The sequence below is a fragment of the Ruegeria sp. AD91A genome, from assembly GCF_003443535.1.
Taxonomy (GTDB): Bacteria; Pseudomonadota; Alphaproteobacteria; order Rhodobacterales; family Rhodobacteraceae; genus Ruegeria.
In genome coordinates, this window is sequence record NZ_CP031947.1 from 432956 (window position 1) to 459950 (window position 26995).

24 protein-coding genes are annotated in these 26995 nt (G+C 59.1%); 13 read left to right on the forward strand and 11 right to left on the reverse strand.

What is annotated here, in order from left to right; all coding sequences use genetic code 11:
• Window positions 1-1071 (forward strand): polyprenyl synthetase family protein, encoded by a 1071-nt coding sequence (locus D1823_RS20410; RefSeq protein WP_254683846.1) that lies wholly within the window; start codon window positions 1-3, stop codon window positions 1069-1071.
• On the opposite strand, the gene D1823_RS20415 is transcribed toward D1823_RS20410, so the two are convergent.
• The 4 genes from D1823_RS20415 to D1823_RS20430 form a co-directional block, all read right to left on the reverse strand.
• Entirely contained in the window at window positions 1062-1532 is a 471-nt protein-coding gene (locus tag D1823_RS20415; RefSeq protein WP_117873526.1) for a hypothetical protein, read from the reverse strand. The two genes, D1823_RS20410 and D1823_RS20415, sit on opposite strands and share 10 nt — an antisense overlap.
• A gap of 62 nt (window positions 1533-1594) precedes the next feature.
• On the reverse strand, window positions 1595-2374 hold the full coding sequence (locus tag D1823_RS20420) for a carnitinyl-CoA dehydratase (protein WP_117873529.1): 780 nt from the start codon (window positions 2372-2374) through the stop codon (window positions 1595-1597).
• A 3-nt stretch (window positions 2375-2377) separates the two neighbouring features.
• Window positions 2378-4393, reverse strand: a complete 2016-nt coding sequence (locus D1823_RS20425; protein WP_117873531.1) for an acetate--CoA ligase family protein — start codon at window positions 4391-4393, stop codon at window positions 2378-2380.
• A gap of 2 nt (window positions 4394-4395) precedes the next feature.
• On the reverse strand, window positions 4396-5556 hold the full coding sequence (locus D1823_RS20430) for an acyl-CoA dehydrogenase family protein (RefSeq protein WP_117873533.1): 1161 nt from the start codon (window positions 5554-5556) through the stop codon (window positions 4396-4398).
• 80 nt (window positions 5557-5636) lie between these two features.
• Here D1823_RS20430 and D1823_RS20435 point away from each other — a divergent pair, with 80 nt between their 5' ends.
• Window positions 5637-6584 carry a GlxA family transcriptional regulator gene (locus tag D1823_RS20435; protein ID WP_117873535.1) on the forward strand — a complete coding sequence of 316 codons (948 nt, stop codon included), beginning with the start codon at window positions 5637-5639 and terminating at the stop codon, window positions 6582-6584.
• Between the two features lie 46 nt (window positions 6585-6630).
• On the opposite strand, the gene D1823_RS20440 is transcribed toward D1823_RS20435, so the two are convergent.
• Window positions 6631-7233, reverse strand: coding sequence for a helix-turn-helix domain-containing protein (locus D1823_RS20440; protein WP_117873537.1), 603 nt, complete (start codon window positions 7231-7233; stop codon window positions 6631-6633).
• Window positions 7234-7380: 147 nt separating this feature from the next.
• Between D1823_RS20440 and glyA (D1823_RS20445) the strand changes: the two genes are divergently transcribed.
• The 9 genes from glyA (D1823_RS20445) (at window position 7381) to D1823_RS20485 (ending at window position 18519) form a co-directional block, all read left to right on the forward strand.
• Complete coding sequence (glyA, locus tag D1823_RS20445) at window positions 7381-8634, forward strand: serine hydroxymethyltransferase (RefSeq protein ID WP_117873539.1); 1254 nt, start codon at window positions 7381-7383, stop codon at window positions 8632-8634.
• 11 nt (window positions 8635-8645) lie between these two features.
• The gene (gene lpdA, locus D1823_RS20450) at window positions 8646-10028 is read left to right on the forward strand and encodes a dihydrolipoyl dehydrogenase (protein WP_117873541.1); all 1383 of its coding nucleotides are present in this window, start codon (window positions 8646-8648) and stop codon (window positions 10026-10028) included.
• Between the two features lie 14 nt (window positions 10029-10042).
• A complete protein-coding gene (lipA, locus tag D1823_RS20455; RefSeq protein ID WP_117873543.1) occupies window positions 10043-10987 on the forward strand; it encodes a lipoyl synthase in 945 nt (314 codons plus the stop codon).
• Window positions 10988-11012: 25 nt separating this feature from the next.
• Complete coding sequence (locus tag D1823_RS20460; protein ID WP_117873545.1) at window positions 11013-12386, forward strand: sodium:alanine symporter family protein; 1374 nt, start codon at window positions 11013-11015, stop codon at window positions 12384-12386.
• Between the two features lie 78 nt (window positions 12387-12464).
• A complete protein-coding gene (locus tag D1823_RS20465; protein ID WP_117873547.1) occupies window positions 12465-12887 on the forward strand; it encodes a universal stress protein in 423 nt (140 codons plus the stop codon).
• A 16-nt stretch (window positions 12888-12903) separates the two neighbouring features.
• Window positions 12904-13998: a glycine cleavage system aminomethyltransferase GcvT gene (gene gcvT, locus D1823_RS20470; protein ID WP_117873549.1), complete on the forward strand. Its 1095-nt coding sequence runs from the start codon at window positions 12904-12906 to the stop codon at window positions 13996-13998.
• 18 nt (window positions 13999-14016) lie between these two features.
• Entirely contained in the window at window positions 14017-14382 is a 366-nt protein-coding gene (gene gcvH, locus D1823_RS20475) for a glycine cleavage system protein GcvH (protein ID WP_117871897.1), read from the forward strand.
• A 175-nt stretch (window positions 14383-14557) separates the two neighbouring features.
• The gene (gene gcvP, locus D1823_RS20480; RefSeq protein WP_117871899.1) at window positions 14558-17413 is read left to right on the forward strand and encodes an aminomethyl-transferring glycine dehydrogenase; all 2856 of its coding nucleotides are present in this window, start codon (window positions 14558-14560) and stop codon (window positions 17411-17413) included.
• A gap of 104 nt (window positions 17414-17517) precedes the next feature.
• A complete protein-coding gene (locus tag D1823_RS20485) occupies window positions 17518-18519 on the forward strand; it encodes a helix-turn-helix domain-containing protein (protein ID WP_117873551.1) in 1002 nt (333 codons plus the stop codon).
• Between the two features lie 69 nt (window positions 18520-18588).
• Here D1823_RS20485 and D1823_RS20490 read toward each other — a convergent pair whose 3' ends face one another.
• The 6 genes from D1823_RS20490 to D1823_RS20515 all read right to left on the reverse strand — a co-directional run bounded on the left by D1823_RS20490 (window position 18589) and on the right by D1823_RS20515 (window position 25270).
• Window positions 18589-19566 (reverse strand): CoA ester lyase, encoded by a 978-nt coding sequence (locus D1823_RS20490; RefSeq protein WP_117873554.1) that lies wholly within the window; start codon window positions 19564-19566, stop codon window positions 18589-18591.
• Window positions 19567-19584: 18 nt separating this feature from the next.
• Window positions 19585-20880 (reverse strand): serine hydroxymethyltransferase, encoded by a 1296-nt coding sequence (glyA, locus tag D1823_RS20495; protein ID WP_117873556.1) that lies wholly within the window; start codon window positions 20878-20880, stop codon window positions 19585-19587.
• Window positions 20881-20958: 78 nt separating this feature from the next.
• Window positions 20959-21930 (reverse strand): D-glycerate dehydrogenase, encoded by a 972-nt coding sequence (locus tag D1823_RS20500; protein ID WP_117873558.1) that lies wholly within the window; start codon window positions 21928-21930, stop codon window positions 20959-20961.
• Window positions 21930-22817 (reverse strand): succinate--CoA ligase subunit alpha, encoded by an 888-nt coding sequence (gene sucD / locus D1823_RS20505; RefSeq protein WP_117873560.1) that lies wholly within the window; start codon window positions 22815-22817, stop codon window positions 21930-21932. The genes D1823_RS20500 and sucD overlap by 1 nt, the downstream gene beginning before the upstream one ends.
• Window positions 22817-24013, reverse strand: a complete 1197-nt coding sequence (locus D1823_RS20510) for a malate--CoA ligase subunit beta (protein ID WP_117873562.1) — start codon at window positions 24011-24013, stop codon at window positions 22817-22819. Before D1823_RS20510 ends, sucD begins: the two co-directional genes overlap by 1 nt.
• A gap of 15 nt (window positions 24014-24028) precedes the next feature.
• A complete protein-coding gene (locus tag D1823_RS20515; RefSeq protein ID WP_117873564.1) occupies window positions 24029-25270 on the reverse strand; it encodes an aminotransferase class V-fold PLP-dependent enzyme in 1242 nt (413 codons plus the stop codon).
• Between the two features lie 220 nt (window positions 25271-25490).
• Between D1823_RS20515 and D1823_RS20520 the strand changes: the two genes are divergently transcribed.
• Window positions 25491-26120, forward strand: a complete 630-nt coding sequence (locus tag D1823_RS20520) for a response regulator transcription factor (protein ID WP_254683847.1) — start codon at window positions 25491-25493, stop codon at window positions 26118-26120.
• 22 nt (window positions 26121-26142) lie between these two features.
• Window positions 26143-26988, forward strand: a complete 846-nt coding sequence (locus D1823_RS20525; protein ID WP_117873566.1) for a Rossmann-like and DUF2520 domain-containing protein — start codon at window positions 26143-26145, stop codon at window positions 26986-26988.
• The last annotated feature ends 7 nt before the right edge of the window (window positions 26989-26995 follow it).

Consider the following 26995-nt stretch of genomic DNA (forward strand, 5'->3'; position numbering starts at 1 on the left):
GTGAAATCCGGAACCGCGCATTTGGATCCTGCGGCGAAACAGGATTTTCTTGAAACGCTGACCTCATACGGGGATCAGGCGCGCGAAACGCTGTTGGGCTTGTTGCCGACGGGTGAGCCTCAGGCCTATCTGTATGGTCCGATGCGCGATTATATCGAAACCTCAGGCAAGGGTCTGAGGCCTGCGCTGTTACTGGCTACATGCGAAGCCTTCGGTGGAAACAGCGAGAATGCGAGGGTCTCGGCCGCAGTTCTTGAGTTGCTGCACAATGCCTTTCTGATCCATGACGACATCGAAGATCAAAGCGATTTCCGGCGCGGGCGCGAATGTATGCACAAGCGGCTTGGGGTTCCACTGGCGATCAATACCGGCGACGGGATGCAATCGCTGGCCCTGCGCCTGCTGCGTCAGAACCTGGGACCGTTGGGCCCGGAAACCGGTATGCGCGTGGTTGATGAGTTCGACCATCTGTTGCAGCAATCCATCGAAGGTCAGGCGTTGGAGCTTGGCTGGATACGAGACAATCGACTGAATGTCGATGCATCCGACTATCTGAGGATGTGTCTGAAAAAGACCTGCTGGTACAGTTTCATTCACCCGATGCGTATCGGGGCCCTGATTGCGCGGCCACATGATGTCGAGTCCGGCGCGCTTAATCTGGATGATTTCAATGCCTTTGGCTTTTTCCTGGGTGCAGCGTTTCAGATTCAGGATGACGTTTTGAATCTCGTCGGCTCTCAGGACAGTTACGGCAAGGAAATTGGCGGCGACATCTATGAAGGCAAACGCACGCTGATGCTGGGCCAGCTTGGACTGAAGGCGGATGAACCTGAACAGGCACGGTTGGCCGAGATGTTGTCAAACCCGCGCGATACCCGGTCGACGCAAGATGTCACCTGGGTGCTGGAACGCATGAACCACTATGGCAGTATCCGCTATGCACAGGACGCGGCGAATGACCTGCTGGCTTCAGCCCGGAGTGAGTTCGCGCAGGTATTCGCGGGGACCAAAGACGGGCCGCGCGCGTTTCTTGGACAGTTCATGGACTATCTCGTGAACCGTCAGGTCTGAGCGCCCACCACCTCGAAAATCACCACAAGCGAGGTCTGGTCCGTTCCTGTACAGGCGATCCGGCCATGATATTCACCGGGTTCGGTGAGATCGGGTATGGTGACGGCAACAGCAACATCAGTTGCTTCCCCAGGGTCAAGCAGGATTTGTGGCGGGATCACACTGATGCGGTTCGCCGGCAGAATGTCGCCGTTCGAATTGGTCAGATCGCCAGGTTCGAACTGCATCTGAACAGGGGCCGCACCTTCCGGTGCCTCAAAGGACAGCAGAATGGTGGCGGTACTGCCGGGATGGCAGGTTTTGCGGCACATGAAGGGACCGTCCAGATGCTGCTGCGGGCCCCGTTCCCTGTCAAGCACACGGCGTGCTATATCGGAAATCGGTTGATTGTCGGGCTGCGGCGCAATCGGGCTGACCGCACGAGATACACTAACATATGGTTTTCGTTCGAAATACGGCATGCCTAACTGTGCACGTGTGGTGCGGATCAGTAAATGGCAAATTCACGTTCTGCGATCAGACTTCACTTCCCTTTCCAGACCGGATCCCTTTTTTCGGCGAAAGCGCGCGCGCCTTCCAGCTGATCTTCACTGGCATAGAGAACGTCCACAGTACTTAGCTGACGCTTAGTTATGCGGTTCATGGCATCCTGAAACTTGGCATCTTCGGCATCACGTACGATTTCCTTGATCGCCGCGTAAACCAGAGGTGGCCCCGAGGCCAACAGCCGGGCCAGCTCCCAGGCGCGGTCCATCAGTTGATCTGCCGCGATGATCTCGTTCACCAGACCCCAGCGATTGGCTTCTTCGGCGTCGAACCACCGGCCGGTAAGCAGCAGCTCCATCGCGATGTGATAAGGGATACGCTTGGGCAGTTTGACGCTGGCCGCATCCGCGACAGTCCCCGAGCGGATTTCCGGCAGGGCGAATGTGGCATGATCTGCGGCAAGGATCACGTCCGCTGACAGGGCCAGCTCCAGCCCGCCGCCACAGGCGATGCCGTTGACGGCTGCGATCACGGGTTTGTTCAGGTCCCGCAGCTCTTGCAAGCCGCCGAACCCTCCGACGCCGTAGTCCCCGTCCACAGCATCACCGTCGGCCGCTGCTTTCAGGTCCCAGCCCGGACAAAAGAATTTCTCTCCTCCGCCCGTCAGAATGGCCACGCGCAGCTCCGGATCGTCGCGAAACTCGGCGAACACCTCACCCATTCTGCGACTGGTGACAAGATCGATGGCATTGGCCTTGGGCCGGTCCAGTGTCACCTCAAGGATCGTTCCGTCGCGGCGGGTTTTGATCGGGTCCATATCTCAGGCCTTTCTTATCAGAGCATCCACGGCAACGGCCTTGTCCGGCGTGCACAGGAGCGGGTTAATCTCGACCTCGCCAAGCGTGTCGGCGTTTTGCATGACATAGGCCTGAACAGCCTCGACTGCGGCAATGATTGCATCCATATCAGCAGCCCGTTGGCCGCGATAGCCCGCCAGCAACGGGACGATTTTCAATTTGCCGAGCGCGGCGCGGATGTCTTCGGACGCGCTGGGTACCAGCATTGACACCGTGTCGCGCAGGACTTCGGTCAGTACCCCCCCCGCCCCCAATGTCAGGACAAACCCATGCGCGGGGTCACGGACGATGCCGACCAGAAGTTCGGCGACGGTTCCGGTGATCATCTCTTCGATCAGGATATCTTCGGTGCCGATGTCAGCGGCCACACTGGCCACGTCTTTGGTTTGAATGCCCAGCCGAACAGCGGCGTGTTCGGATTTATGCGCAAGCCCAACACCTTTCACGGCAAAGGGGGCTTCCATGTCCTGCGCTGCTGCGAGGGCTGCCGCTGGCCCGGAAACCGTGCAGGTTCGGGGGATATGCAGGCCGCATTCAGCCAGCGCCTGCTTCGACTCGCCTTCGGTCAGGGTTTGGGTCGCCTCAGCCGTTCCCGGCAACCAGACGGGATGCGTGGCAGGGGCCGAGACCTGACCCGCCGCCCGGGTTGCCGCCAGTGCCTCGCGCAGACCCATGAACGGAATTACACCACCGGCCATCAGGTCCTGCGCGACGTCTTCAGGCAGATTTTCGGGCAACGTCGCGACGATTGCAAACCGAGCACCGGTTTCAGCGCGCACTCTCAACGCAGCTCGGGTCGCACAACTCCAGTCAGTCGGATCCGTCGTCGGATAGTCAACGATCGAGAACGTCAGGTCGATGTCTTCACCCGTCATACCCGACCATGCCTGTGCCATCGCCTCTTCGTCACGCCAGATATAGGTGTGATAATCCAGCGGGTTATTCAGAGCGACCATGGGGCCGAGAGCGTCACGCAGACGGGCCCTTTTGTCATCGCTCAACTTCGGGAAACGCAGGCCCGTACCGACGGCCATATCTGCGATCAGGCTGGCCTCACCCCCTGAACAACTGATCGAAGCGATGCAGCCACCCGGCAGCGGTCCATAGCAGTGCAACAGTTTCAGCGTTTCAAGAAAGTCGGGCAACGCGGACAGCCGCGGGATTCCGAGCCGGTCCAGAAGGGCCTGTGCGCCCGCATCGCTGCCCGCAAGAGACGCGGTATGCGAAATGGTGGCCGCCTGCGCCTGTTCCGATGCGCCCACTTTGAGGGCGACCAGCGGGATGCCCTTCGAATAGGCCTTGGCGGCCAACGCCTCCCATTCCCGGATGTCCTTGAACCCTTCGATATGCAAACCCACGGCGGTTACGCGCGGATCGTCGATCAAGGCCGAGGCAGTTTCGGCCTGGCTGGTCTGGGCCATGTTTCCACAGGCCAACATATAGGCAATCGGCAACCCGCGTTTCTGCATGGTCAGGTTGATCGAGATGTTCGAACTTTGCGTCAGGATCGCTACGCCCTTGTCAACCGGGGTCGCCCCGTGCTGGTCCGGCCACAACAGGGCCCCGTCCAGCGCGTTGATGAAGCCATAGCAGTTCGGGCCAAGAATGGGCATGTCACCGGCTGCACCGACCAGTTGATCCTGCAAGTCCCCGCCGGTGTCATCTTCGGCAACGGCCTCGGAAAAGCCCGAGGCAAAGCACACCGCCCCGCCTGCACCCATACTGGACAGTACACGAACGGCCTCGATGGTGGCGTGGCGGTTGATACCGATGAAAACCGCATCCGGGGCTTCGGGCAGGTCCTCGATGTGGCCAAAAACCCTGTGGCCCGCAATTTCCGACGCTTTGGGATGCACCGGCCAGATTGGACCGGCATAGCCCATGCGTTCGGATTGCAGAATAACCTGCTGACACCACGCGCCGCCGCCGATGACGGCGATGGTTTTCGGGCGCAGCAGCCGGGTCAGGTCTTTGTTCATGGTCAGGCGCCCAAGGGGCGTAGAAGATCGCGGCTGATGATGTGGCGCTGAATTTCGCTGGTGCCGTCCCAGATGCGCTCGACCCGGGCATCGCGCCAGAACCGTTCGATCGGGAAATCGTCCATCAAGCCCATCCCGCCGAAGATTTGCAGCGTGGTATCCGTAACCCGCGCCAGCGTTTCCGAGGCATAGAGCTTGGCCGAGGCAATCTCGCGGTTCGATGGCAGGTTTTGATCCAGACGCCACGCGGCGGCGAGTGTCAGCCAATCGGCGGCGTCGATCTCGGTGATCATGTCGGCGATCTGGAAGCCGACGCCCTGAAACTTGCCGATGGGCTGGCCGAACTGCTTACGCTCGGCCGCATAGTTCAGCGCATAGTCAAAGCAGCGCCGTGCGCGACCGACCGAGAACGCCGCGACCGTCAGACGGGTTGCGTATAGCCATTCGTTCATCACGGCAAAACCGCCATCAACCTCGCCCAGGACCTGCGCGTCGGGCAATCGGCAATTGTCGAAATACAGGATGTAGTTCTTGTAGCCCTTGTGGCTGACCGAGTTATAGCCCTCGCGCACTTCAAACCCCGGAGTGCCGCGATCCACCAAAAAAGTGGTGATGCGTTTTTTCGGGCCTTTGGGGGTTTCGTCTACGCCGGTCGCGATGAAGACGATGAAGAAATCCGCGTGTTCCGCGCCCGAGATGAAATGTTTCGATCCGTTGACAACCCAATCGCCGCCATCGCGCACCGCCTGGCATTTCATACCACGCACATCCGAACCCGCATCCGGTTCGGTCATCGCCAGGGCGTCCATCTTGTCGCCACGTACGGCAGGCAGAAGATAACGTTCACGCTGTTCGTCGTTGCAGGCCATCAGGATGTTCTGCGGGCGACCAAAGAAATGCGTCAGTGCCATTGACCCACGGCCAAGCTCGCGCTCAACCAAGGTGAAATCCAGATGAGACAGGCCCGCACCACCGACTTCTTCGGGAAAGTTGCAGGCATAAAAGCCCAGATCGATACATTTCTGCTTAATCTGCTCGCCCAGCTCGGGAGGTACGGTTCCCGAGCGCTCGACCGCGTCTTCATGCGGGTAGATTTCGTTTTCAACAAAGCTGCGGACCGTCGAGACGATCATTTCCTGTTCTTCTGTCAGACCAAACTGCATGGCGCGTGTTCCCTGGATCGGTGGTTGACCAACCAAACGCCATCACTCATGGTCACGACATGCAGAATTGATGCAAGATCATGCCAAATTCGAAAATTTTAACGCGACAATACAACATTCTGCTCTTCAACGGGTTTTCGAACCATTGCCTTGCAAACATGGTCGAACCGTTCAGGGCTGCGAACAACCTGTCGAGGCAGGTTTTGTATTCGTGGTGTTTCTGTACCATTGACGGAGATCCCGTTCAAAGTTCCAGCGGTCTTGTCGTTACACCGAATGGTGCAATCTCTGATCAGCAAGGCGATGTTCTGGTCGTCATGCCGTCTTACGGGTATCGCAAGCTGGACACACGATCGACCACACGCACCGTGCTGGCTGCAGCCAAAAAACACCGCCAAGTGGCCGGATTGGATACCGGAAGCTGGCTGCTGGCCCGCGCCGGTTTGCTGGATGAGCACCGGGCGACCATACACTGGGATGAGCTTTCCCGGTTCGAAGAGAGTTTTCCGGCTGTGGATGCGGTGCAGGAACGTTTTGTCATCGATGGCAACAGGTTGACCTGTTCCGGGGCCATGGCCGCGTTCGATCTGGCCTCGGCCCTTATCCGCCGGGATCACGGGCCTCTTTTGTCCATGGAAGTCGGGTATCTTCTGATGAGCCGAAATGGGCAGGATCATTACCCTTTGCCTCTGAAGTCCGAAGACATATTGGTCAATCGCGCACTGGGTTTCATGCAGGCGAACCTTGAAACACCTCTTTCGATCAGGGAATTGGCCCGCAAGATCGGGTGTTCGCAAAAGCGGATCGAAATGCGCGTTCAGGCGGAGCTTAAAACCACGCCGCAAGCACTGTATCGTCGGCTGCGGCTGAACCTGGCACGCAATCTGGCAGAAGATACCGAGCAATCCATCGCCGAAATCGCCAGTCGTTGCGGATATGAAAACGCCAGCGCCATGACGCGGGCATTCAAGGCAGAATTCGGCCAGACACCGACTGCGTTTCGCCACCGAAGCCTGTCTGACGGCTGAAAGGGGTGCGCATGGCGATGCCCGCTTTCCTCAAGAACCAAGGAAGTTATTCCAGCGAGACCCACAGCACCTGAGCGTCTTCTTCGCTGGTCGAAATACACCCATGCCCCATTCCACTGTCATAGTAGAGTGAGTCGCCGGCCTTCATTGGCAAAGGGCGGTAATGTTCAGACACGAAGATGAGTTCGCCGCTGAGCACATACATGAATTCTTCTCCGGAATGTCGGATCCACGTCTCGAATTCCGACAGGTCGCGCGCCTTGATTGTCGCGATATAGGGCAGCATCCGCTTGCTGGTCAGTTCGGGGCAAAGCAGTTCATGCATGTAAGTGGGCGTATTCTTGATTTCCCCCTCGCCTTTCGGAGTGAAATCACGGCGGCCTGAAATGCCGGACTGACCCGACTGAAGAAACAACTGCGGGGTGCTCATATCAAGGGCCTGTGTCAGGCGCCTTACAATGTCAAAACTTGGCTTCGTCTGATTGTTTTCGATCTTGGACAGCGTCGACCGCCCGATACCCGCAGCGCGGCCGGCTTCTTCCAGAGTCCACCCTTTTGCGCGCCGTGCATCGCGGATGGAGCGGCCCAGAGCCTCACCTTCACTCAGATCTTCCTGTCTGGAAACATCATTTCGGCTTTCGTCGCCCATTGAATTCCCCCTGTTTTATCAAAGGTTACATGTTTCCCAGTATACACGCAACTTCTTGAATAAGAGATTTTTGTTGCCTAATGCGCATTCTTTCCCCTATAGGAAACAAAGTTTCGTACTGAGGATTCGGGGCAAAAGGAGGAGACTATGTTCAAAACGTCGCTGATTGAGGCAGATCCCGTCATTGCCGCGTCCATCTCACGTGAGGAAGAGCGTCAGGCGGATCAGATCGAGTTGATCGCCTCGGAGAACATTGTCTCGAAGGCCGTGATCGACGCGCAGGGCTCGGTATTGACCAACAAATACGCCGAAGGCTATCCGGGCCGACGCTATTATGGCGGCTGTGAATATGTCGATGAAGTCGAGGTCGAGGCCATCGAACGTCTCAAGAAACTGTTTGGCTGTGTATATGCCAACGTTCAGCCCCATTCTGGCGCACAGGCCAACGGAGCAGTCAAGCTGGCGCTGCTGAGCCCGGGCGATACCATCCTGGGAATGTCGTTGGATGCAGGAGGCCATCTGACCCACGGCGCGAAACCAGCTCAGTCAGGTAAATGGTTCCGGCCCGTACAGTACGGCCTGACCGATGCAGGATTGATCGATTATGATCAGGTTGCCGATTTGGCGCGGGCGGAAAAGCCCAAGCTGATCATCGCAGGTGCGTCGGCTTACTCGCAAAAGATCGACTTTGCCAGATTCCGTGAAATCGCGGACGACGTTGGCGCCTGGTTGCTGGCCGACATGGCTCATATCGCCGGGTTGGTGGCGACCGGCCTGCACCCCTCGCCTGTAGGACACGCACATGTCGTGACCTCGACCACGCACAAGACCCTGCGCGGGCCTCGTGGTGGCATTATCCTGACCAATGACGAAGCGCTGGCGAAAAAAATCAACTCGGCCGTATTCCCCGGCTTGCAGGGCGGCCCACTGATGCATGTGATCGCGGGCAAGGCGGTTGCCTTTGGCGAGGCACTCAAGCCTGAATTCAAGGAATATATGCAGCGCGTCGTAGACAGCGCATCGGCCTTGGCAAACGTCATGATGGCGCGCGGATGTGACATCGTTTCCGGCGGCACCGAGAACCATCTGATGCTGGTCGACCTGCGCCCGATTGGCGTGACAGGCAAAGACGCCGAAGCGGCACTCGAGCGGGCCGGCTTCACCTGCAACAAGAACAGCGTTCCTAGTGATCCCGAGAAACCCACCATCACCAGCGGCATTCGTCTGGGCACCGCCGCCGGGTGCAGCCGTGGCTTTGGCCCAGAGGAATTCAAGCAGATCGGCCATCTGATCGGGGATGTTCTGGACGCACTCGCGCAGTCCCCTGATGGGAACGAAACCGTCGAAATGAAAACTCGCGAACAGGTTCGCGCGCTCTGTGCAAACCACCCGATCTACTGAAAGTACGCGAAATGAATACCTACGACCTCATCGTTATCGGGGGCGGACCGGGCGGCTATGTTGCCGCGATCCGCGCGGCTCAGTTGGGCCTGAAAGTTGCATGTGTCGAAGGACGCGGAGCACTTGGCGGCACATGCCTGAACGTCGGATGCATCCCCTCCAAAGCGTTGCTGACCTCCTCGGCCAAATATGCCGAAATTGCACATCTCTCCTCCCATGGCATTGCGGTCGAGGGGGCCAGCATCGACGTCAGTGCGATGATGGGGCGCAAGGACAAGATCGTCGGTGATCTGACGAAGGGTATCGCGTTTCTGTTCAAGAAGAACGGTGTCGACCTGATTGAAGGATGGGCCAGCATTCCGGCACCCGGTCAGGTCAAGGTCGCCGATAACGTTTATGAAACAAAGACCATCCTGATCGCGACCGGATCCGAGCCGACCTCACTGCCGGGGATTGAAATTGATGAGCAGGTTGTCCTCAGCTCGACCGGCGCAATTGCGTTGGAGAACGTTCCGGATCATCTGGTGGTCATCGGAGCGGGTGTGATTGGTCTGGAACTTGGTCAGGTCTGGGCGCGTCTCGGCGCCAAAGTCACCGTTGTTGAATATCTGGATCGCGTTCTGCCCGGCATTGATGGCGAAATCGCCAAGCTGGCGCAGCGCGCGTTGTCCAAGCGTGGGTTGAAATTCCAGCTGGGTCGTGCCCTCAAATCGGTTGAGAAAACCGCGGCTGGCCTGACCCTGACCGTGGATCGCGTCGGCAAGGACAAGGAGGAGGTGATCGAGGCAGACAAGGTTCTGATCGCCGTCGGACGCCGCCCCGTCACGCGTGGGCTTGGACTGGAAAAATTAGGCGTGTCCGTGAACCCACGTGGTTTCATCGAAGTCGATGAAGCATTCCAAACGTCTGTGCCCGGCATCTACGCTATTGGCGACTGTGTGCCCGGTCCGATGCTCGCGCACAAGGCAGAAGAAGACGGCGTTGCCTGTGTCGAGATGCTGACCGGCGAAGCGGGGCACATCGATTACAACACCGTGCCGGGTGTGGTCTACACGGATCCCGAAGTGGCTTCGGTTGGTCAGACCGAAGAAGCGCTGAAAGACGCGGGCGTCGAATACGTTGTCGGCAAATTCGCCTTCATGGCCAACTCGCGGGCGCGAACGACGGGTGAAACAGATGGCGCAGTCAAGGTTCTGGCCGGTTCCGACGGCAAGATTCTCGGAGCCCATATCTGTGGTGCCCATGGCGGCGATCTGATCGCCGAGTTGGTGCTGGCCATGTCCAAAGGCGCCACGGTCGCTGATGTTGCAGCCTCGTGCCATGCACATCCCGCCATGGGTGAGGCGGTCAAAGAAGCATGTCTCGACGCCATGGGCCGTGCAATCCACGCATAACGAGGGACAGCCAGATGACGATCCAGCTCAGAGCACGCCACCCGGAAAAGGCCAAGAAGGCCGACAGCGTCATTCCGCGCAAACCCAGATGGATACGCAAGAAAAAGGGCGACAGCGCCGCGTATTACGAAACGCGACGGCTGATGCGGGATCACAATCTGGCAACGGTCTGCGAAGAAGCTGCCTGCCCCAATATCGGCGAATGCTGGTCCAAGCGTCATGCGACCATGATGATCATGGGTGAGGTCTGTACCCGCGGTTGTTCCTTCTGCAATGTGGCCACCGGTCGTCCCGATGCGCTTGATGCATTCGAACCCGGTCGCGTTGCATCGGCAGTCATGAAACTGGGCCTGCGCCACGTAGTGATCACTTCGGTTGATCGGGATGACTTGGATGATGGTGGGGCACAGCACATCGCCCAGACAATCCGGGCCGTGCGTCATCAGAACCCCGGCACCACGGTCGAGGTCCTGACGCCGGACTTCCTAGGCAAGGGCGACGCCGCCAACATCGTCTTCGAGGCAGCGCCGGACGTCTTCAACCACAACCTGGAAACCGTCCCTCACCTGTATCCGACAGTTCGCCCCGGCGCGCGCTATTATGCCTCGCTGCGGCTGCTGGACGATGCCAAACGTGCAAATCCCGAGATTTTCACCAAGTCGGGCCTGATGGTCGGGCTGGGTGAAACCCTGAACGACGTGCGTCAGGTCATGGATGATCTGCGCGCGGCACATGTCGATTTTCTGACGGTCGGGCAGTATCTGCAACCGACCCCGAAACACCATCCGATTGACCGGTTCTGGTCGCCCGAGGAATTCGCCCAACTGGAACAGATCGCACGTTCCAAGGGCTTTTTGCACGTGTCAGCCACACCGCTGACCCGTTCGTCGTTCCATGCAGACGAAGATTTCACTGCCCTCAAGCAGGCCCGCCAGCGGGCCATCGCGACCGGGGCATAAACCAAACGCAAATGGGAGGGAAACCATGGAAGCGTTAAATTCAATCGTAGGGGCCATCAATGGCGTCGTGTGGGGGCCGTTGATGCTGGTCCTCATTCTTGGCGTCGGCTTCTTCCTGCAGGTGGGGCTGAAATTCATGCCGATCCTGCGCATCGGCACGGGCTTCAGCCTGTTGTTCAAAGGCCGTGAAGGTCAAGGCGAAGGGCAAATCAGCCCGTTCAACGCGCTGATGACCTCGCTGTCGGCGACCATCGGTACAGGCAACATCGCCGGTGTGGCCACTGCTGTCTTCCTGGGCGGTCCAGGCGCCTTGTTCTGGATGTGGATGACCGCCCTGGTGGGCATGGCCACCAAATACGCCGAGGCTGTCTGCGCGGTGAAATACCGTGAGAAAGACGAGCTGGGCAACTATGTCGGTGGTCCGATGTACTACATCAAGAACGGTCTGGGCGCGAAATGGGCCTGGCTGGGTGTTGCATTTGCTCTGTTCGGCGCGGTTGCTGCCTTCGGCATCGGCAACGGCGTGCAGGCCAACGGTGTGGCACAGGTGCTTGAGGCCAACTTTGGCCTGAACACTTCGGTCACCGGCGTTATCCTGATGGTTCTGACCGCAGCCGTGATCCTGGGTGGCATCACCCGCATCGGTGCGGTTGCCGGTAAACTGGTTCCCTTCATGGCGATTGCTTACATTGTCGCCGGTCTGCTGGTCCTGCTGATCAACATCGGAGAGATCGGCAACGCCCTGTCACTGGTCTTTACCCATGCGTTCACCCCGTCCGCCGCAGAAGGTGGATTCGCGGGTGCAGCCGTCTGGGCCGCCATCCGCTTCGGTGTGGCACGTGGTGTGTTTTCGAACGAGGCCGGTCTGGGTTCGGCCCCGATCGCGCACGCCGCTGCCGAAACCAAGGGTCCAGTCAACCAGGGCCTGATCGCGATGCTGGGTACGTTCATCGATACCATCATCGTCTGCTCGATCACCGGTCTGGCCATCATCGCTTCGGGGGCATGGACATCGGGTGAATCCGGTGCGGCGCTGACCAGCCACGCGTTCGAACTGTCGCTGCCGGGTATCGGTGGGTACCTGATCGCCATCGCTCTGTCGATCTTTGCCTTCACCACCATCCTTGGTTGGTCGTTCTACGGCGAAAAATGTGTCGAGTTCCTGCTGGGCGTGAAATCCCTGATGCCCTACCGCGTTCTGTGGATCGTGATGATCTACTTCGGCGCAACCGCGGATCTGGGCTTCATCTGGCTGCTGGCCGATACGCTGAACGCCATGATGGCCATCCCGAACCTGATCGCCCTGGCGCTGCTGAGCCCGATCGTCTTCAAACTGACGAAAGAGTTCTTCGCCTCGGGCGGCAAGTCCGAAGAGCCGGGCGGCACACCTGCCGAATAAGCTCGGCCCGACCAAAACGGGGGGCCATCCCGGCCCCCCGCCTTTGAAACAGAATTTAATATCTCGAGGAGAGACGTGATGGCCACGAAAATCCTGCTGCCCATTGATCACACCGACGACCGCTCGTGGAAGAACGCCCTGCCGCTCGCGCTGGAACAGGCCAAGTTCTACGGTGCTGAACTGCATGCAGTTGCTGTCATCCCCGAGATCATCCAGCTGCCGAACCTGCCCGCCAACTATGGCGCCGGCGCCAAAGACCACGTGCGGGGTGCGGTTCAGGTGATTCTGGATCATGCCAATGCTTCCGACGTGCCGGTTCATGTGGAAGAAGGCAGTGTTTACCGCGAAATCCTGAAGCTTGCCTACAAGGAAGGCTTTGATCTGATCGTCATGGCATCGACCAAGGGCGATTTCCCGAACTACGAGATTGGCCCGAACCTGGCCCGTGTCGTGCGCAATGCGCATTGCACTGTCATGGTCGTTCGCGACCAGTCCCGCTGATTGAAAGGTTGAAGAAATGACCGATTTGAAACGCACGCCCTTGTATGACCTTCACGTTGCTTTGGGTGGTAAGATGGTTGATTTTGCTGGGTGGGAGATGCCTGTTCAGTATCCTTTGGGGATTATGGGTGAGCATAAGCAGTGCCGAGAGAAGGCGGCGTTGTTTGATGTGTCTCACATGGGTCAGGTTATTCTGCGCGGCGAGAATGTGGGTGAGAAGCTGGAAGCTTTGTGCCCGCAGGCTTATGCGACGCTGAAGGAAGGCAAGGCGCGGTACGGGTTTTTCACCAACGCTGACGGCGGGATCATGGACGATTTGATCGTGTCGAATGCGGGGGATCACTATTTTGTGGTGGTGAACGCGGCGCTGCGGCATCAGGACATTCCGCATATGCGTGACAATCTCGAAGGTGTCGAAGTGACCGAGATCTTCGACCGCGCGCTGGTGGCGGTTCAGGGGCCCAAGGCCGAGGATGTTGTCGGCGCGTTGTGCCCTGTTGCCCGTGACCTGAAGTTCATGGAAACCACCCTTGCTGATATCAACGGTGTCGAGTGCCGCATCTCGCGGCTGGGTTATACCGGCGAGGACGGCTATGAGATCTCGATCCCCGAGGACAAGGCGATCGAAGTTTCGAAAGCCTTCCTGGGGCATGAGGATTGCGAAGCGGCGGGTCTGGGCGCGCGCGACAGCCTGCGGCTTGAGGCGGGGCTGTGCCTGTATGGCAATGACATCGATCAGAGCACCTCGCCGGTCGAGGCGTCTTTGGGCTGGGCGATGCAGAAGCGCCGCAAGGAAGAAGGCGGCTTTCCGGGTGCGGAGCGTATCCAGCGCGAACTGGCCGAGGGGGCATCCCGCAAGCTGGTGGGGATCAAGCCCGACGGCCGTGCTCCGGCGCGCCAGGGTGTGGAAATCCAGTGCACTGAGGGCAACACGATCGGCCAGATCACCTCGGGCAGCTTTGGCCCGACGGTCGGAGGCCCGATCGCGATGGGCTATGTGTCCGCGGGCCATGGCGAGCCGGGCGAGAAGGTGAACCTGATCATCCGGGGCAAGGCGCAACCGGCGCAGATCGTGGCCATGCCCTTCGTCAAACAGAATTACAAGCGTTGAAGTCAGGAGAGAGACAAGATGGCAACCTATTATTCCGAAGAGCATGAATGGCTGAGCGTTGAAGACGACACGGCCACTCTGGGCATCACCAAACATGCCGCCGAGCAGCTGGGTGAAGTGGTGTTCGTGGAACAGCAGGAAGCGGGCGACGAGTTCGAAAAAGGCGGCGAGATCGGCGTGATCGAATCCGTCAAGGCGGCGTCCGAGTTGTATGCTCCGGTCGATGGCGAGATCACGGAAGTGAACGAGGCGCTGGCCGACAATCCCGGTGCGCTGAACGAAGATCCCGAGGGCGAGGCCTGGATCTACAAGATCAAGATCAGCGATGCATCCCAGCTGGAAGAGCTGATGGATCTGGACGGCTACAAGGCCCTGATCGGGTAAACCCAAACGGAGTCCCGGCACGGGGCTCCATCGTTTTAACTTATGCCGCCGAATTTGGGCTCCGCCCGTTCGGGCCTGAAACTGTCCACCGGACAGTTTCCGGGACGGCCCTTACTCCCCGCCGGAGGCTCCTGCCAGAGCGGCCGGGCGAGACATTCCTTGAGGAGCGCTACACATGGCCTTCAAACTGACCGACTACGAAGCCTATGACTTTGCCAATCGCCGCCATATCGGGCCCAGCCCGACCGAGATGCGCGACATGCTCAAGGTGATCGGCTTCAAGACGCTGGACGAGCTGATCGACGCCACCGTCCCGCCTGCGATCCGGCAGAAAGAGCCGCTGGACTGGGGTCCGGCGATGACGGAACGCGATGCGCTGTTCCATATGAAAGAGGTGGCGAGCAAGAACAAGGTTCTGACCTCGCTGATCGGTCAGGGCTATTACGGCACCACCACCCCGGCGCCGATCCTGCGCAACATCCTGGAAAACCCGGCCTGGTACACCGCCTACACGCCCTATCAGCCCGAGATCAGCCAGGGCCGTCTTGAGGCGCTGCTGAACTTCCAGACCATGGTCAGCGATCTGACCGGGCTGGACGTGGCCAACGCGTCCTTGCTGGACGAAGCGACAGCTGCGGCCGAGGCGATGGCGATGGCCAAGCGCGGCGGCCGGTCCAAGGCCAACAACGCGGCCTTCTTCGTCGACAAGAACTGCCACCCGCAGACCATCGCGGTGATCAAAACGCGCGCCGAGCCTTTGGGCATCGACGTTCAGGTGGCCGATCCGGACACGCTGGATGCAGGTTCCGTCTTTGGCGCGATCTTCCAGTATCCCGGCACCCATGGCCATGTGCGCGACTTCACCAACGAGATCGCGGCGCTGCACGAACATAAAGCCATCGCGATTGTCGCCGCCGACATCCTGTCGCTGGCGCTGCTGAAATCGCCCGGCGAGATGGGCGCGGATATCGCCATCGGCTCGACCCAGCGCTTTGGCGTGCCGATGGGCTATGGCGGGCCCCATGCTGCCTATATGGCGACCACCGACAAGCTGAAGCGGTCCATGCCGGGCCGGATCATCGGTGTCAGCATCGACAGCCGGGGCAACAAGGCCTACCGCCTGTCGCTGCAGACCCGCGAGCAGCATATCCGCCGCGAGAAGGCGAACTCGAATGTCTGCACCGCGCAGGCGCTGCTGGCGGTGATTGCCTCGATGTATGCCGTCTATCACGGCCCCGACGGCATCAAGGCCATCGCGCAATCGGTGCACCGCAAGACCTCGCGTCTGGCTGCCGGTCTGGAAGAGGCTGGCTTTGCCGTCGAACCGGAAGTGTTCTTCGACACCATCACGGTTGAGGTCGGCCATCTGCAGAATGTGGTGATGGAGGCCGCCGTGGCCCGCGGCGTCAACCTGCGCAAGGTGGGCGAGACCCGGGTCGGCATCAGCCTGGACGAGCAGACCCGCCCCGAGACCATCGAGGCGGTCTGGGGTGCCTTCGGCATCGACCGCAAGGATGACAGCTCGAACAAGCAATACCGCCTGCCCGATTATGCGCTGCGTGAAAGCGAATATCTGACCCACCCGATCTTCCACAAGAACCGGGCCGAGGCCGAGATCACCCGCTATATGCGCCGCCTGGCCGACCGTGACCTGGCGCTGGACCGGGCGATGATCCCGCTGGGGTCCTGCACCATGAAGCTGAACGCCACGATCGAGATGATCCCGGTCACCTGGCCCGAGTTCGGCAATCTGCATCCGTTCTGCCCCGAAGATCAGGCGCAGGGCTATCACGAGATGATTGCCGACCTGAACGACAAGCTGTGCCAGATCACCGGTTATGACGCGATCAGCCAGCAACCCAACTCGGGCGCGCAGGGCGAATATGCGGGTCTCCTGACCATCCGCAACTATCACTTCGCCCGCGGGCAGGGTCAGCGCAATGTCTGCCTGATCCCGACCTCGGCGCATGGCACCAACCCGGCCTCGGCCCAGATGGTGGGCTGGCAGGTCGTGCCGGTGCAGGCGGATGAGAACGGCAATATCGACGTCGCCGACTTCCGCGCCAAGGCGGAAAAGCACTCCGATCATCTGGCCGCCTGCATGATCACCTACCCGTCCACCCATGGCGTGTTCGAGACCACCGTGCAGGAGGTCTGCCAGATCACCCATGATCACGGCGGTCAGGTCTATATCGACGGCGCCAACATGAACGCGATGGTGGGCCTGTCGCGCCCCGGTGACATCGGCGGAGACGTCAGCCACCTGAACCTGCACAAGACCTTCTGCATCCCGCATGGCGGCGGCGGCCCTGGCATGGGCCCGATCGGCGTCAAGGCGCATCTGACCGAGCACCTGCCCGGCCACCCGGAATACGGCACCGCCGTGGGGCCGGTCTCGGCGGCGCCCTTCGGCTCGCCCTCGATCCTTCCCGTCTCGTGGGCCTATGTGCTGCTGATGGGTGGCGCCGGTCTGACCCAGGCGACGAAAGTGGCGATCCTGAACGCCAACTACATCGCCGCGCGTCTGCAGGACGCCTATCCGATCCTCTATACCTCGGAAACGGGCCGGGTGGCGCATGAATGCATCCTCGACACCCGTCCGCTGGACGCCGAGGCGCATGTCTCCGTGGATGACATCGCCAAGCGCCTGGTCGATTCAGGCTTCCACGCGCCGACCATGTCCTGGCCGGTGGCCGGAACCCTGATGGTCGAACCCACGGAATCGGAACCCATGGCCGAACTGGACCGCTTCTGCGACGCCATGCTGTCCATCCGCGCGGAAGCCCAGGACATCATCGACGGCAAGATCGACGCGGACAACAACCCGCTGAAAAACGCCCCCCACACGGTGCGCGATCTGGTCGGCGACTGGGACCGCCCCTACACCCGCGAACAGGCTTGCTTCCCGCCGGGCTCCATGGGCGTCGACAAATACTGGTCACCCGTCAACCGCGTCGACAACGCATACGGCGACAGAAACCTCGTCTGCACATGCCCCCCAATGGACGCATACGAAGAAGCAGCGGAATAGGTAGCTAGGCGTAGCAATCCGCTTCTTGCCCTGACGGATTGAAATCCAAGAAAGAGGGCAGCGTCCTGCGAGGCGCTGCTTCTTGCCAAATCGATGGAGGAACAATGAAACACTATGTCCTCGCAAATGATCGCGCCAACCTGGCAAAGACAGGGCCGGAGGTGCCCGAAAGACTAAAATACATCGATGTTATCCTAAGCGACGAGCGGGCGCTGGCATCGGCTGAAATCGTTGTTGAGTTCTATCACGCATTGAACAGCCTGGTCGAAGATTTCTCTTACGTGGTCAATCTCCGGGTGTCCGGAAATGACACCGTCGGCGGACCTCTCTATTGGGCGGGTCGTACCGCGATTTTCTGGGGCGACCTGGAAAACAACTGGGACGTTGCCGGTTCGCGCAGAAGCTGGATCTCGCAAGTTCTTAACCTGTCTTCAAGGGCTGTTCTGGTCGGTGGAGCTGTCCTTCTTCTTGTGCAGTTGGGCAGAGCGGGTCGAAATGTCGTTGCGGTGCATCCGAACTTCGCCGCGGCCGCGCTGGAAAGCGGATTGGAAAGCTGCGGCACGGGGACTCATCTGGCCGCCGACGGGCGTCCGCACAGCGCGACCAGCAGATTGAGCGCGTTGAGATTGTTGTCTGAATTTGTGTCCATGGATCACGGAGAGCATATCGCGGACTCACTACGCAGCTATATTGGTCTGGCCGAACCCGTGCAAAAACACGAAAGCAGACTAGCCGCACGGTTGGTGCATAGGGCAAAAGGTGATCTTTTGGTCGTACGCACCCTGAATGCGATGCAGGAAAACATCGAAGATCCTCTGACGATTTCCGATCTCTCCCGCGTGCTCAAAACCTCAACACGGCAGCTGCAGCGCCGGTTCCTGAGCAAAACCGGGGCAAAGCTGCTTTCGACATACAAAGAACTTCGGCTGGAACGCGCGCAAAGCCTGTTGCAGTTCACCAACATGTCGCAGATCGAAATCTCGGCAGCCACTGGTTTTTCATCAACCGTCGCTTTGAAACGTGCGTTTCAACGCAGCTACAGAACCAGCCCCGACGATGTTCGCAACAGTCGGTTCATGGGGACGATAGCATCGGGGAACGGCTAGCCATTATTCGGTTTCCGTAACTGTCGATGATATCGCGCGGACAGGATGCCCACGCAACTCTGGCTTGGTTCAGGCCGCCGCTATCTGGCTTGCCTTTTCCACCAGCACTTCGGCCTGACGGATTGATGCGTAGTCAATTAGTCGACCATCCAGCGAAACAGCGCCTTTTCCATCGGCTTCGGCCTCGGCCATGGCGACGAGAATTCGCTGTGCCTTGGTAACTTCAGCGTCGGACGGCGACATCACCTCATTGGCAAGTGCGATCTGGCTTGGATGAATGGCCCATTTGCCCTCGCAACCCAGAACAGCAGCGCGTTTTGCGGCAGCCTTGTATCCGTCAGGGTCCTGAAAATCACCAAAAGGTCCGTCAATCGGGCGCAGTCCGTTCGCGCGCGCCGCAACCACCATACGGGTCAGTGCATAATGCCACATGTCACCCCAATGGATCTGGCGCCCACCATCCGAATCCGCATCGGTCAAGACAGAGTAGTCCGGGTTCACACCGCCGATGATCGTGGTTCGCGCGCGGGTCGAAGCCGCATAGTCGGCCACGCCGAAGTGCAGGCTTTCATTGCGCTTTGATGCTGCCGCAATCTCACTGACATTCTGCATGCCAAGCGCGGTTTCGATGATGTGCTCGAATCCAATCCGTTTCTTATAGCCTCTGGCATCTTCGATCTGGGTGACAAGCATATCGACCGCGTAAACGTCAGCAGCAGTTCCGACCTTGGGGACCATGATCAGATCAAGGCGTTCACCAGCCTGTTCGACCACATCCACAACGTCACGGTACATATAGTGGGTGTCCAGACCATTGATCCGCACCGACATGGTCTTGTTGCCCCAGTCGATGTCGTTCAAGGCCTGAATGATGTTCCTGCGCGCCTGCTCCTTTTCGTCCGGTGCTACGGCGTCTTCCAAATCAAGGAAAATGACGTCGACATCGGATTTGGCTGCCTTTTCGAACATTCCGGGTTGGCTGCCGGGCACGGCCAATTCACTTCGGTTTAGACGGGCTGGGGCTTGGTCAATGGAATGAAAGCTCATGGGGTCGGGTCCTTCGTCTTAAAGATTCGGATAGATCGGGAATTTGGCGCAGAGGTCTGCGACTTCGGCCTTGACCTTGGCTTCGACAGCGCTGTTGCCGTCTTCGCCATTGGCGGCCAGGCCGTCGACCACTTCGATGATCCAGTCGGCGATCTGGCGGAATTCGACCTCGCCGAAGCCGCGGGTGGTGCCTGCCGGGCTGCCCAGACGGATGCCCGATGTGATGGTCGGCTTTTCGGGATCAAACGGCACGCCGTTCTTGTTGCAGGTGATATGCGCCCGGCCCAGAGCCTTCTCGGTGGCGTTGCCTTTCACCCCTTTGGGGCGCAGGTCGACCAGCACCACATGGGTGTCGGTCCCGTGGGTCACCGTGTCCAGCCCACCCTTGATCAGCTGATCCGACAGCGCCTGCGCGTTGGTGATCACCTGCTTGACATAGTTCTTGAACTCAGGCCGCAGGGCCTCGCCAAAGGCCACGGCCTTGGCTGCGATCACATGCATCAGCGGGCCGCCCTGAATGCCAGGGAAAATCGCTGAATTCACTTTCTTGGCGATATCTTCATCATTGGTCAGGATCATGCCGCCACGCGGGCCACGCAGGGTCTTGTGCGTCGTGGTCGTGGCCACATGCGCATGGGGGAAGGGGCTGGGGTGTTCGCCCGCTGCCACCAGACCGGCAAAATGCGCCATGTCCACGTGCAGATAAGCGCCGACCATATCGGCGATCTGACGCATGCGGGCAAAGTCGATCTGGCGTGGGATCGCCGAGCCACCCGCGATGATCAGCTTGGGCTGGTGCTCTTTCGCCAGCGCCTCGACCTGATCGTAATCCAGCATGTTGTCCTGCTGGCGCACGCCGTATTGCACCGCGTTGAACCACTTGCCCGACTGGTTCGGCCGCGCGCCGTGGGTCAGGTGGCCACCGGCATCCAGGCTCATGCCCAGAATGGTGTCGCCCGGCTTGATCAGGGCCTGAAACACGCCCTGGTTGGCCTGAGAGCCGGAATTGGGCTGCACATTGGCAAACTCGCATCCGAACAGCTGTTTGGCGCGGTCGATGGCCAGGTTTTCGGCAATATCAACAAACTGGCAGCCGCCATAGTAGCGGCGCCCGGGATAGCCTTCGGCATATTTGTTGGTCATCACCGAGCCCTGCGCCTCCATCACGGCGGCAGAGACGATGTTCTCGGACGCGATCAGCTCGATCTCGTCGCGCTGACGACCCAGTTCCGACGTGATCGAGCCAAAAAGCTCAGGATCACGATCAGCAAGGGACTGGGTAAAAAATCCGTCTGAACGATGCGGTGCATTCACGGGTCATATCTCCTTATAGGGGAACGCAATACAGCCAGGGCTGCGTTGGAAGCCATTGCGTGGTGTTTGATGGTGCCCTCAGATCACACGGTCCCGAGGTTCACGGCCTTCGAAAAAATCGCTCAGGTTGTCGAGAACCCGAAACCCCATCGCCTCGCGTGCTTCGCGTGTTGCACTGCCCAGATGAGGCAGCATGACGAGGTTGTCGCATTGCAACAGGTCCGGGCTGACACGCGGTTCATCATCGAAAACGTCCAATGCAGCGCCGCCGATCATGTCAAACATCAAAGCCTGGATCAGCGCCCATTCGTCGATCACTTCGCCCCGTGCGGTATTTATCAGGAATGCGTGGGGCCTCATCAGGCCAAGTCTGCGCGAATTGATCAGATGACGGTTGGCTGCGCCGCCCGGACAATGCAATGAGACAAAGTCACATTGCGGCAGCAGGTCGTCTATGGTGTCCACCTGTCTCGCATTGCATTCGGCGAGAACATCGGGCGATACGGCGCTTCGGTTGCAGACCAGCACGTCCATACCGAACCCGTGATGAGCACGGCGTGCCATCTCCTGTCCGATACGGCCATATCCGATGATGCCCAGTGTCTTACCGCTGACCTTGGTTCCCACCAGATGCGTCGGTCGCCATCCTGTCCACTTACCTGAACGCAGCTCGCGTTCGCCCTCACCTGCCCGACGCGCAACCATCAGCAGAAGGGTCATGGCGATATCGGCGGTGCATTCGGACAAAACATCGGGCGTGTTGGTCACGGTCATACCCAATTCGCGTGCCGATGGCTCGCAGATATGGCTGTACCCAACACCATAATTGGCAAGAATCTTCGTCTGTACACCTGGCACATCCAGTGCCTCGGCGCTCAGCGTGTCCGTTACAGTGGGCAGAACGGCGTCATAAGATTTCAACGCTTGCCGGATTTCAGCCGGGGACATGGGTTTGTCCCCGATGTTCAGTACGGTGTTGTAGTTCTCGGCCAGCTGTGCCTCAACGGCAGCGGGCCAGCGACGGGTTACCAGAACCGAAGGTTTGACCATCACGCAGCCTCCATCACTCGGGCGATTGTCTCACCGATCACGGCAGGGTTTTCGGCCACGGTGACACCTGCGGCGGAAAGAATCTCGACCTTTTCGCTGGCGCTTTCGCCGAAGGCCGAGATGATCGCACCTGCGTGCCCCATGGTACGGCCTTTCGGAGCTGTCAGGCCGGCGACATAGGCGATCACAGGTTTGGAGATGTGGTCGCGAATATATTCGGCGGCTTCCGCCTCCTGCGGGCCTCCGATTTCACCTATCATCGCAATGACATGCGTGTCTTCGTCATCTTCAAACCGCTGAAGGATGTCTTTGAAGGATGACCCGTTTATCGGGTCGCCTCCGATCCCGACGCTGGTCGAAACGCCGATCCCACGCTCTTTCAGCTGGGCTGCCGCCTCATAACCCAATGTCCCCGAGCGACCGATGATCCCTACATGTCCGGGAAGATAGATATGTCCTGGCATGATGCCCAACAACGCCTTTCCGGGCGAGATGGTGCCGGCGCAGTTCGGACCGGTCAGCACCATGCGCTTCTCTTTGGGGTAGCGATACATATACCGTTTTACCCGGATCATATCCTGTGCCGGAATGCCGTCGGTGATGCAGACGCAATAGCGGATACCGGCATCTGCGGCCTCCATGATCGAATCCGCAGCGAACGGGGGCGGCACGAAGACCAGGCTGGCATCCGCGCCGGTGACTTCGACGGCCTGCTTGACGGTGTCAAAAACCGGAACGCCTTCGACGGTTTCGCCACCCTTGCCGGGCACCACGCCACCCACCACGTTTGTGCCATAGTTCAGCATGTCCTTGGTATGGAACCGGGCCATACGACCGGTGATGCCCTGTACGATGACGCGCGTGTCACGATCGAGAAGAATGCTCATTAAACAGCCCTCATCTTGGTGCCTTGAGTAAGGTCGTTTTTCCACGCGCCCACAGCGCGTTCTGCCGCCTCCATCAGCGTCGTGGCGCGAATGATCGGCAGTCCGGATTTGGCAAGGATTTTCTGGCCTTCTTCGACATTCGTTCCGGCCAGCCGCACAACGACCGGAAGATCGAGATCAAGTTCCTTCAACGCCTGCACGACACCTTCAGCCACCCAGTCGCAGCGGTTGATACCAGCGAAGATGTTGACCAGAATGGCCTGAACATTGTCATCCGACAGAACCAGCCGGAACGCCTTGGCCACCCGTTCAGGTGACGCGCCTCCCCCGATGTCGAGGAAATTTGCAGGCTCGCCGCCTGCCAGCTTGATCGTGTCCATGGTGGCCATCGCTAGACCGGCCCCGTTGACGATGCAGCCGATATTGCCGTCAAGTCCGACATAAGACAGCCCACGATCCGCGGCGCGGCTTTCGCGCGGGTCTTCCTGGCTCTTGTCGCGCAATTCGGCGATCTGGGGGTGGCGGAACAGGGCGTTGTCGTCAAAGCTCATCTTGGCATCCAGCGCCAGCACCCGATCATCACCGGTGATGACCAGCGGGTTGATTTCAACCATCGTGGCGTCGAGATTGCTGAAGGCGGCATAACAGCCCTGAAACGTCCGCACCATTTGCTGGATCAGTTTGGCTTCAACCCCAAGATTGAAGGCGATTTCACGGGCCTGAAATTCCTGAAGCCCGACGGCCGGTTCCACGATGGACCTTACTATGCTGTCGGGGCGGTCGGCCGAGATATCCTCGATCTCCATTCCGCCTTCGGACGAGGCAACGATCATCACCCGCTGGCTGGAGCGGTCCAGAACAAAGCCAAGGTAAATTTCGCGGTCAATCGGTACTGCGGCTTCGACATAAACACGATAGATGCCTTTGCCTTCAGGACCTGTCTGATGCGTGACCAGCTTGCGACCGAACAGATCATCACAAGCCTTGTAGATTTCGTTTTCGCTGTTGCAGAGCTTGACCCCTCCGGCCTTGCCGCGACCGCCCGCATGGACCTGCGCCTTGACAATCCATTTGTCGCCACCCAGTTCACGCGCCCGGTAGGCCGCTTGTTCAGGACTGTAGGCAAGCGCACCCGCGGGCACATCGACGCCAAATTTCGAAAGAACTTCTTTCGCCTGGTATTCGTGGATATCCATCTGATGCGCTCCTGTTTACGCAGCTATTGAAGTGCCGTAACGGCTTTCCAGCAGAGCTTCGATCGCGTCTTGATCGACCTTACCGCCCAGCTCGCGAATGGCTTCGGCGAACAGGCGTACGATCCGGCTGACGGCCTCGCGATTCAATTGATTGAGGATGCCGATGCGCACCTGCACCGGTTCGCTCAAAGTGGGCCAGATGCCAAACCCGCGTGCACGGCAGTTCTGCACCAGTTCCATCTCGCGGCCAGAAAGTTCGGAAGGCAGGTTGAGCACGACCAGGCTAGGCATGTCCGAGGTGACCTCGCATCCCATCTCGGTCACCGCGTCTCGAAGAACTTTTTCATGCGTCCGGTAAGACATCGACCGCTTGGCCAGACCTTCCAGCAAGGTCAGGCGCAATGACTCGTGGAACGCAGCCACCGCGTACCCCGAATGGGTTCGGTGGTAGGTGCCCTTTTCCACGTCCTGCCCATCGACGATGCCCCAGTGACGGGCCTCAAAAATCGGATTGTGCACATAGGTATAGGCACCTGTGGATTTCAACGTCTCGATATAGGCATCGGTAAAGCTGACAGGGGCATAGGTCAGCGGCAGGCAGCACAGGCCTTTCTGTGGACAGGATGCCCAACCTGCGACACCCGGATAGTCATCGATCGAAAAGTCTTCGACACCCAGAGACGAAACCGCATCGATCAGCCCCATCGCCCCATGACGTTCACACGCGTCCGAGAAACCGCGCAGGTCGTTCACCCTGCCGGATCCGGTTTCCCAATGCGCCATGAAGGCCCATTTCGGTTTGTGTCCAGCCAGAGCGGCTTCAACCATCTCAGCCGCCACCGGTTGGCCATGTGGAACTTCGACTACTGTGACACTCGCCGCCTGTGGGTCAAGTGGGCTGGCCGCGTGCTCGGCGGCCGTGGCCGCCTTGATCCGCAGCGTCAGCGCGTCGATCCCCGAGAATGTGCCGTTGGTGAACGCAACAACCTTGTCGCCCGGCATGACGGCCGAGAACATGGTGTCCAGAGCGCTCCAGCCGGTACCCGCGACAGCGAACGTATAAGCGTTTCCAGTGCCCCAGATTTTCCGCAGCATATGCTTGCATTCGATCATGCCCCTGAGGACATCGCCCTGCATGTGATCGGCAACACCTGCGTCGGCGAAGGCTTTCAGAACACGTTCATCCGTGTTGCCCGGCCCTGGCCCCGCGGCAAGGGTCTCGGGAATTTCGAGCGGAGGGAAAATCTGAAAAGTCATGGTCTGACATCCTCGGCTGTTGGCCGGGCATTGCGGCCTGATGTGTTAAGGTGTCGACCAGAAAACGCGAGCTTGCCCAAGGGCACAACGTAACTTACTACTGCTTTTGGATGTCTAAAAGTATGGGGTTTTACCCACCTATATTGGTAAAAATACCAAGGTATACCGAAAATTTCCCCATTCTTTTGGGTAGTTTTTTAGAAAGTCAGGGCAAAATCATATGGTTGAAACATCGGGCAAACCCATCGACATCATGCTTGCCGACAGCAATCCGCTGGTTCTGTCTGCCATGTCGGAAATATTCGAACGTGATCCGCGATTCTCTCTGGTTGCCACGTCGGCGACGGCAGAAGGTTTTCTGGGAACGGTGATGCGGATACCTGTTCAGGTCGGCGTTGTGGACTGGACGCTTCCGGCCCTGGGCGCTGCCAAATTGATCGAGGTGTTGCGCGATCAGGCCGGTGCTCCGCGCTTTGTGATCTACGGCGATGCCTCCGGAGATGTCCCGCGATTGGCCATGCAGGCGGGTGCCGCTGGATTTGCTGCCCGCTCGGGCGAGGTTGACGTGCTTCTTGAGACCTGTGCCGAAGTGGCAGCAGGCAAGATGGTGTTTCCGTTCATCGACGTCCGGAAGATGAAACAGGATCCGATTCAAAGCCTTTCACGCAAGGAACGCGCCATTCTGGAGGCCTTGGCACAGGGGATGTCGAACCGGGAACTGTCCAAGGAACTTCAGATATCCACCAACACGGTCAAGTTTCACCTGTCAAATATCTATGAGAAGCTGAACGTCAAAAACAGAACACAAGCCATTGCGTTTTTCTATTCGTCCCACCGTGGCGCCGACTAGACGACGAGAACAGAGAGTCCGGATGACTGAAATCAAAATAAACGTTGTCGGTGCCGGGCGGGTCGGCAAAACGCTGATCAGCCTTCTGGATGGCACTGATGGCTGCCGTATTCAGGATGTTCTGAGCACATCCTTTCACTCGGCAAATGAAGCCGCCCAATTGTCCAAAACCGGGCGCGTTGCAGGAAGCTATGCCGATTTGCGACCCGCTGATCTGTGGATCATATCAGTGCCCGACACGCAAATTTCTTCGGTGGCCCACGAATTGAAAGAGGCGTTCGAGAACCAAGAAATAACCGGGAAGCCTTCAGTGGCGTTCCATTGCAGCGGCTATTATCCCGCCGAGCAACTGGCGTCGTTGCGCAGCTTCTCGTGGTCTCTGGCCAGCGTTCACCCCGTCCTGTCTTTCGCCGATACACAGGCCGCTGCCGCGCAATTCAAAGAGGCGCTGTGCGGGTTGGAAGGCGACGAAGAAGCCACAGCGTTCATTCAACCGCTTCTGGAAGGATTGGGGGCCACCTGTTTTCCCATCCGGTCTGAAAGCAAAAGCCTGTATCATGCAGCCGCTGTGATATCGAACAACTTCGCCGTTGTCTTGCAGGCCATCGCCCGCGAGGCGTGGGCCGAGGCGGGCGTGCCGGACGAAACTGCCCGCAAGCTCAACGCTGGTTTGTTGAGCAGCACAGTCGAAAACGTCGACCTTCTTGGGCCGCAAGCTGCCCTGACCGGTCCAGCGGCAAGAGGGGACGAAGAGGTCGTTGCCCGGCAGGGTACGGATGTAGCGGCGTGGCACCGCGATGCAGGTGAAATTTACAGGCAAATGAGTTCGCTGGCGCAGAAGCTGAAGGAAACCGGTTTCACGAAATAATCGCCAG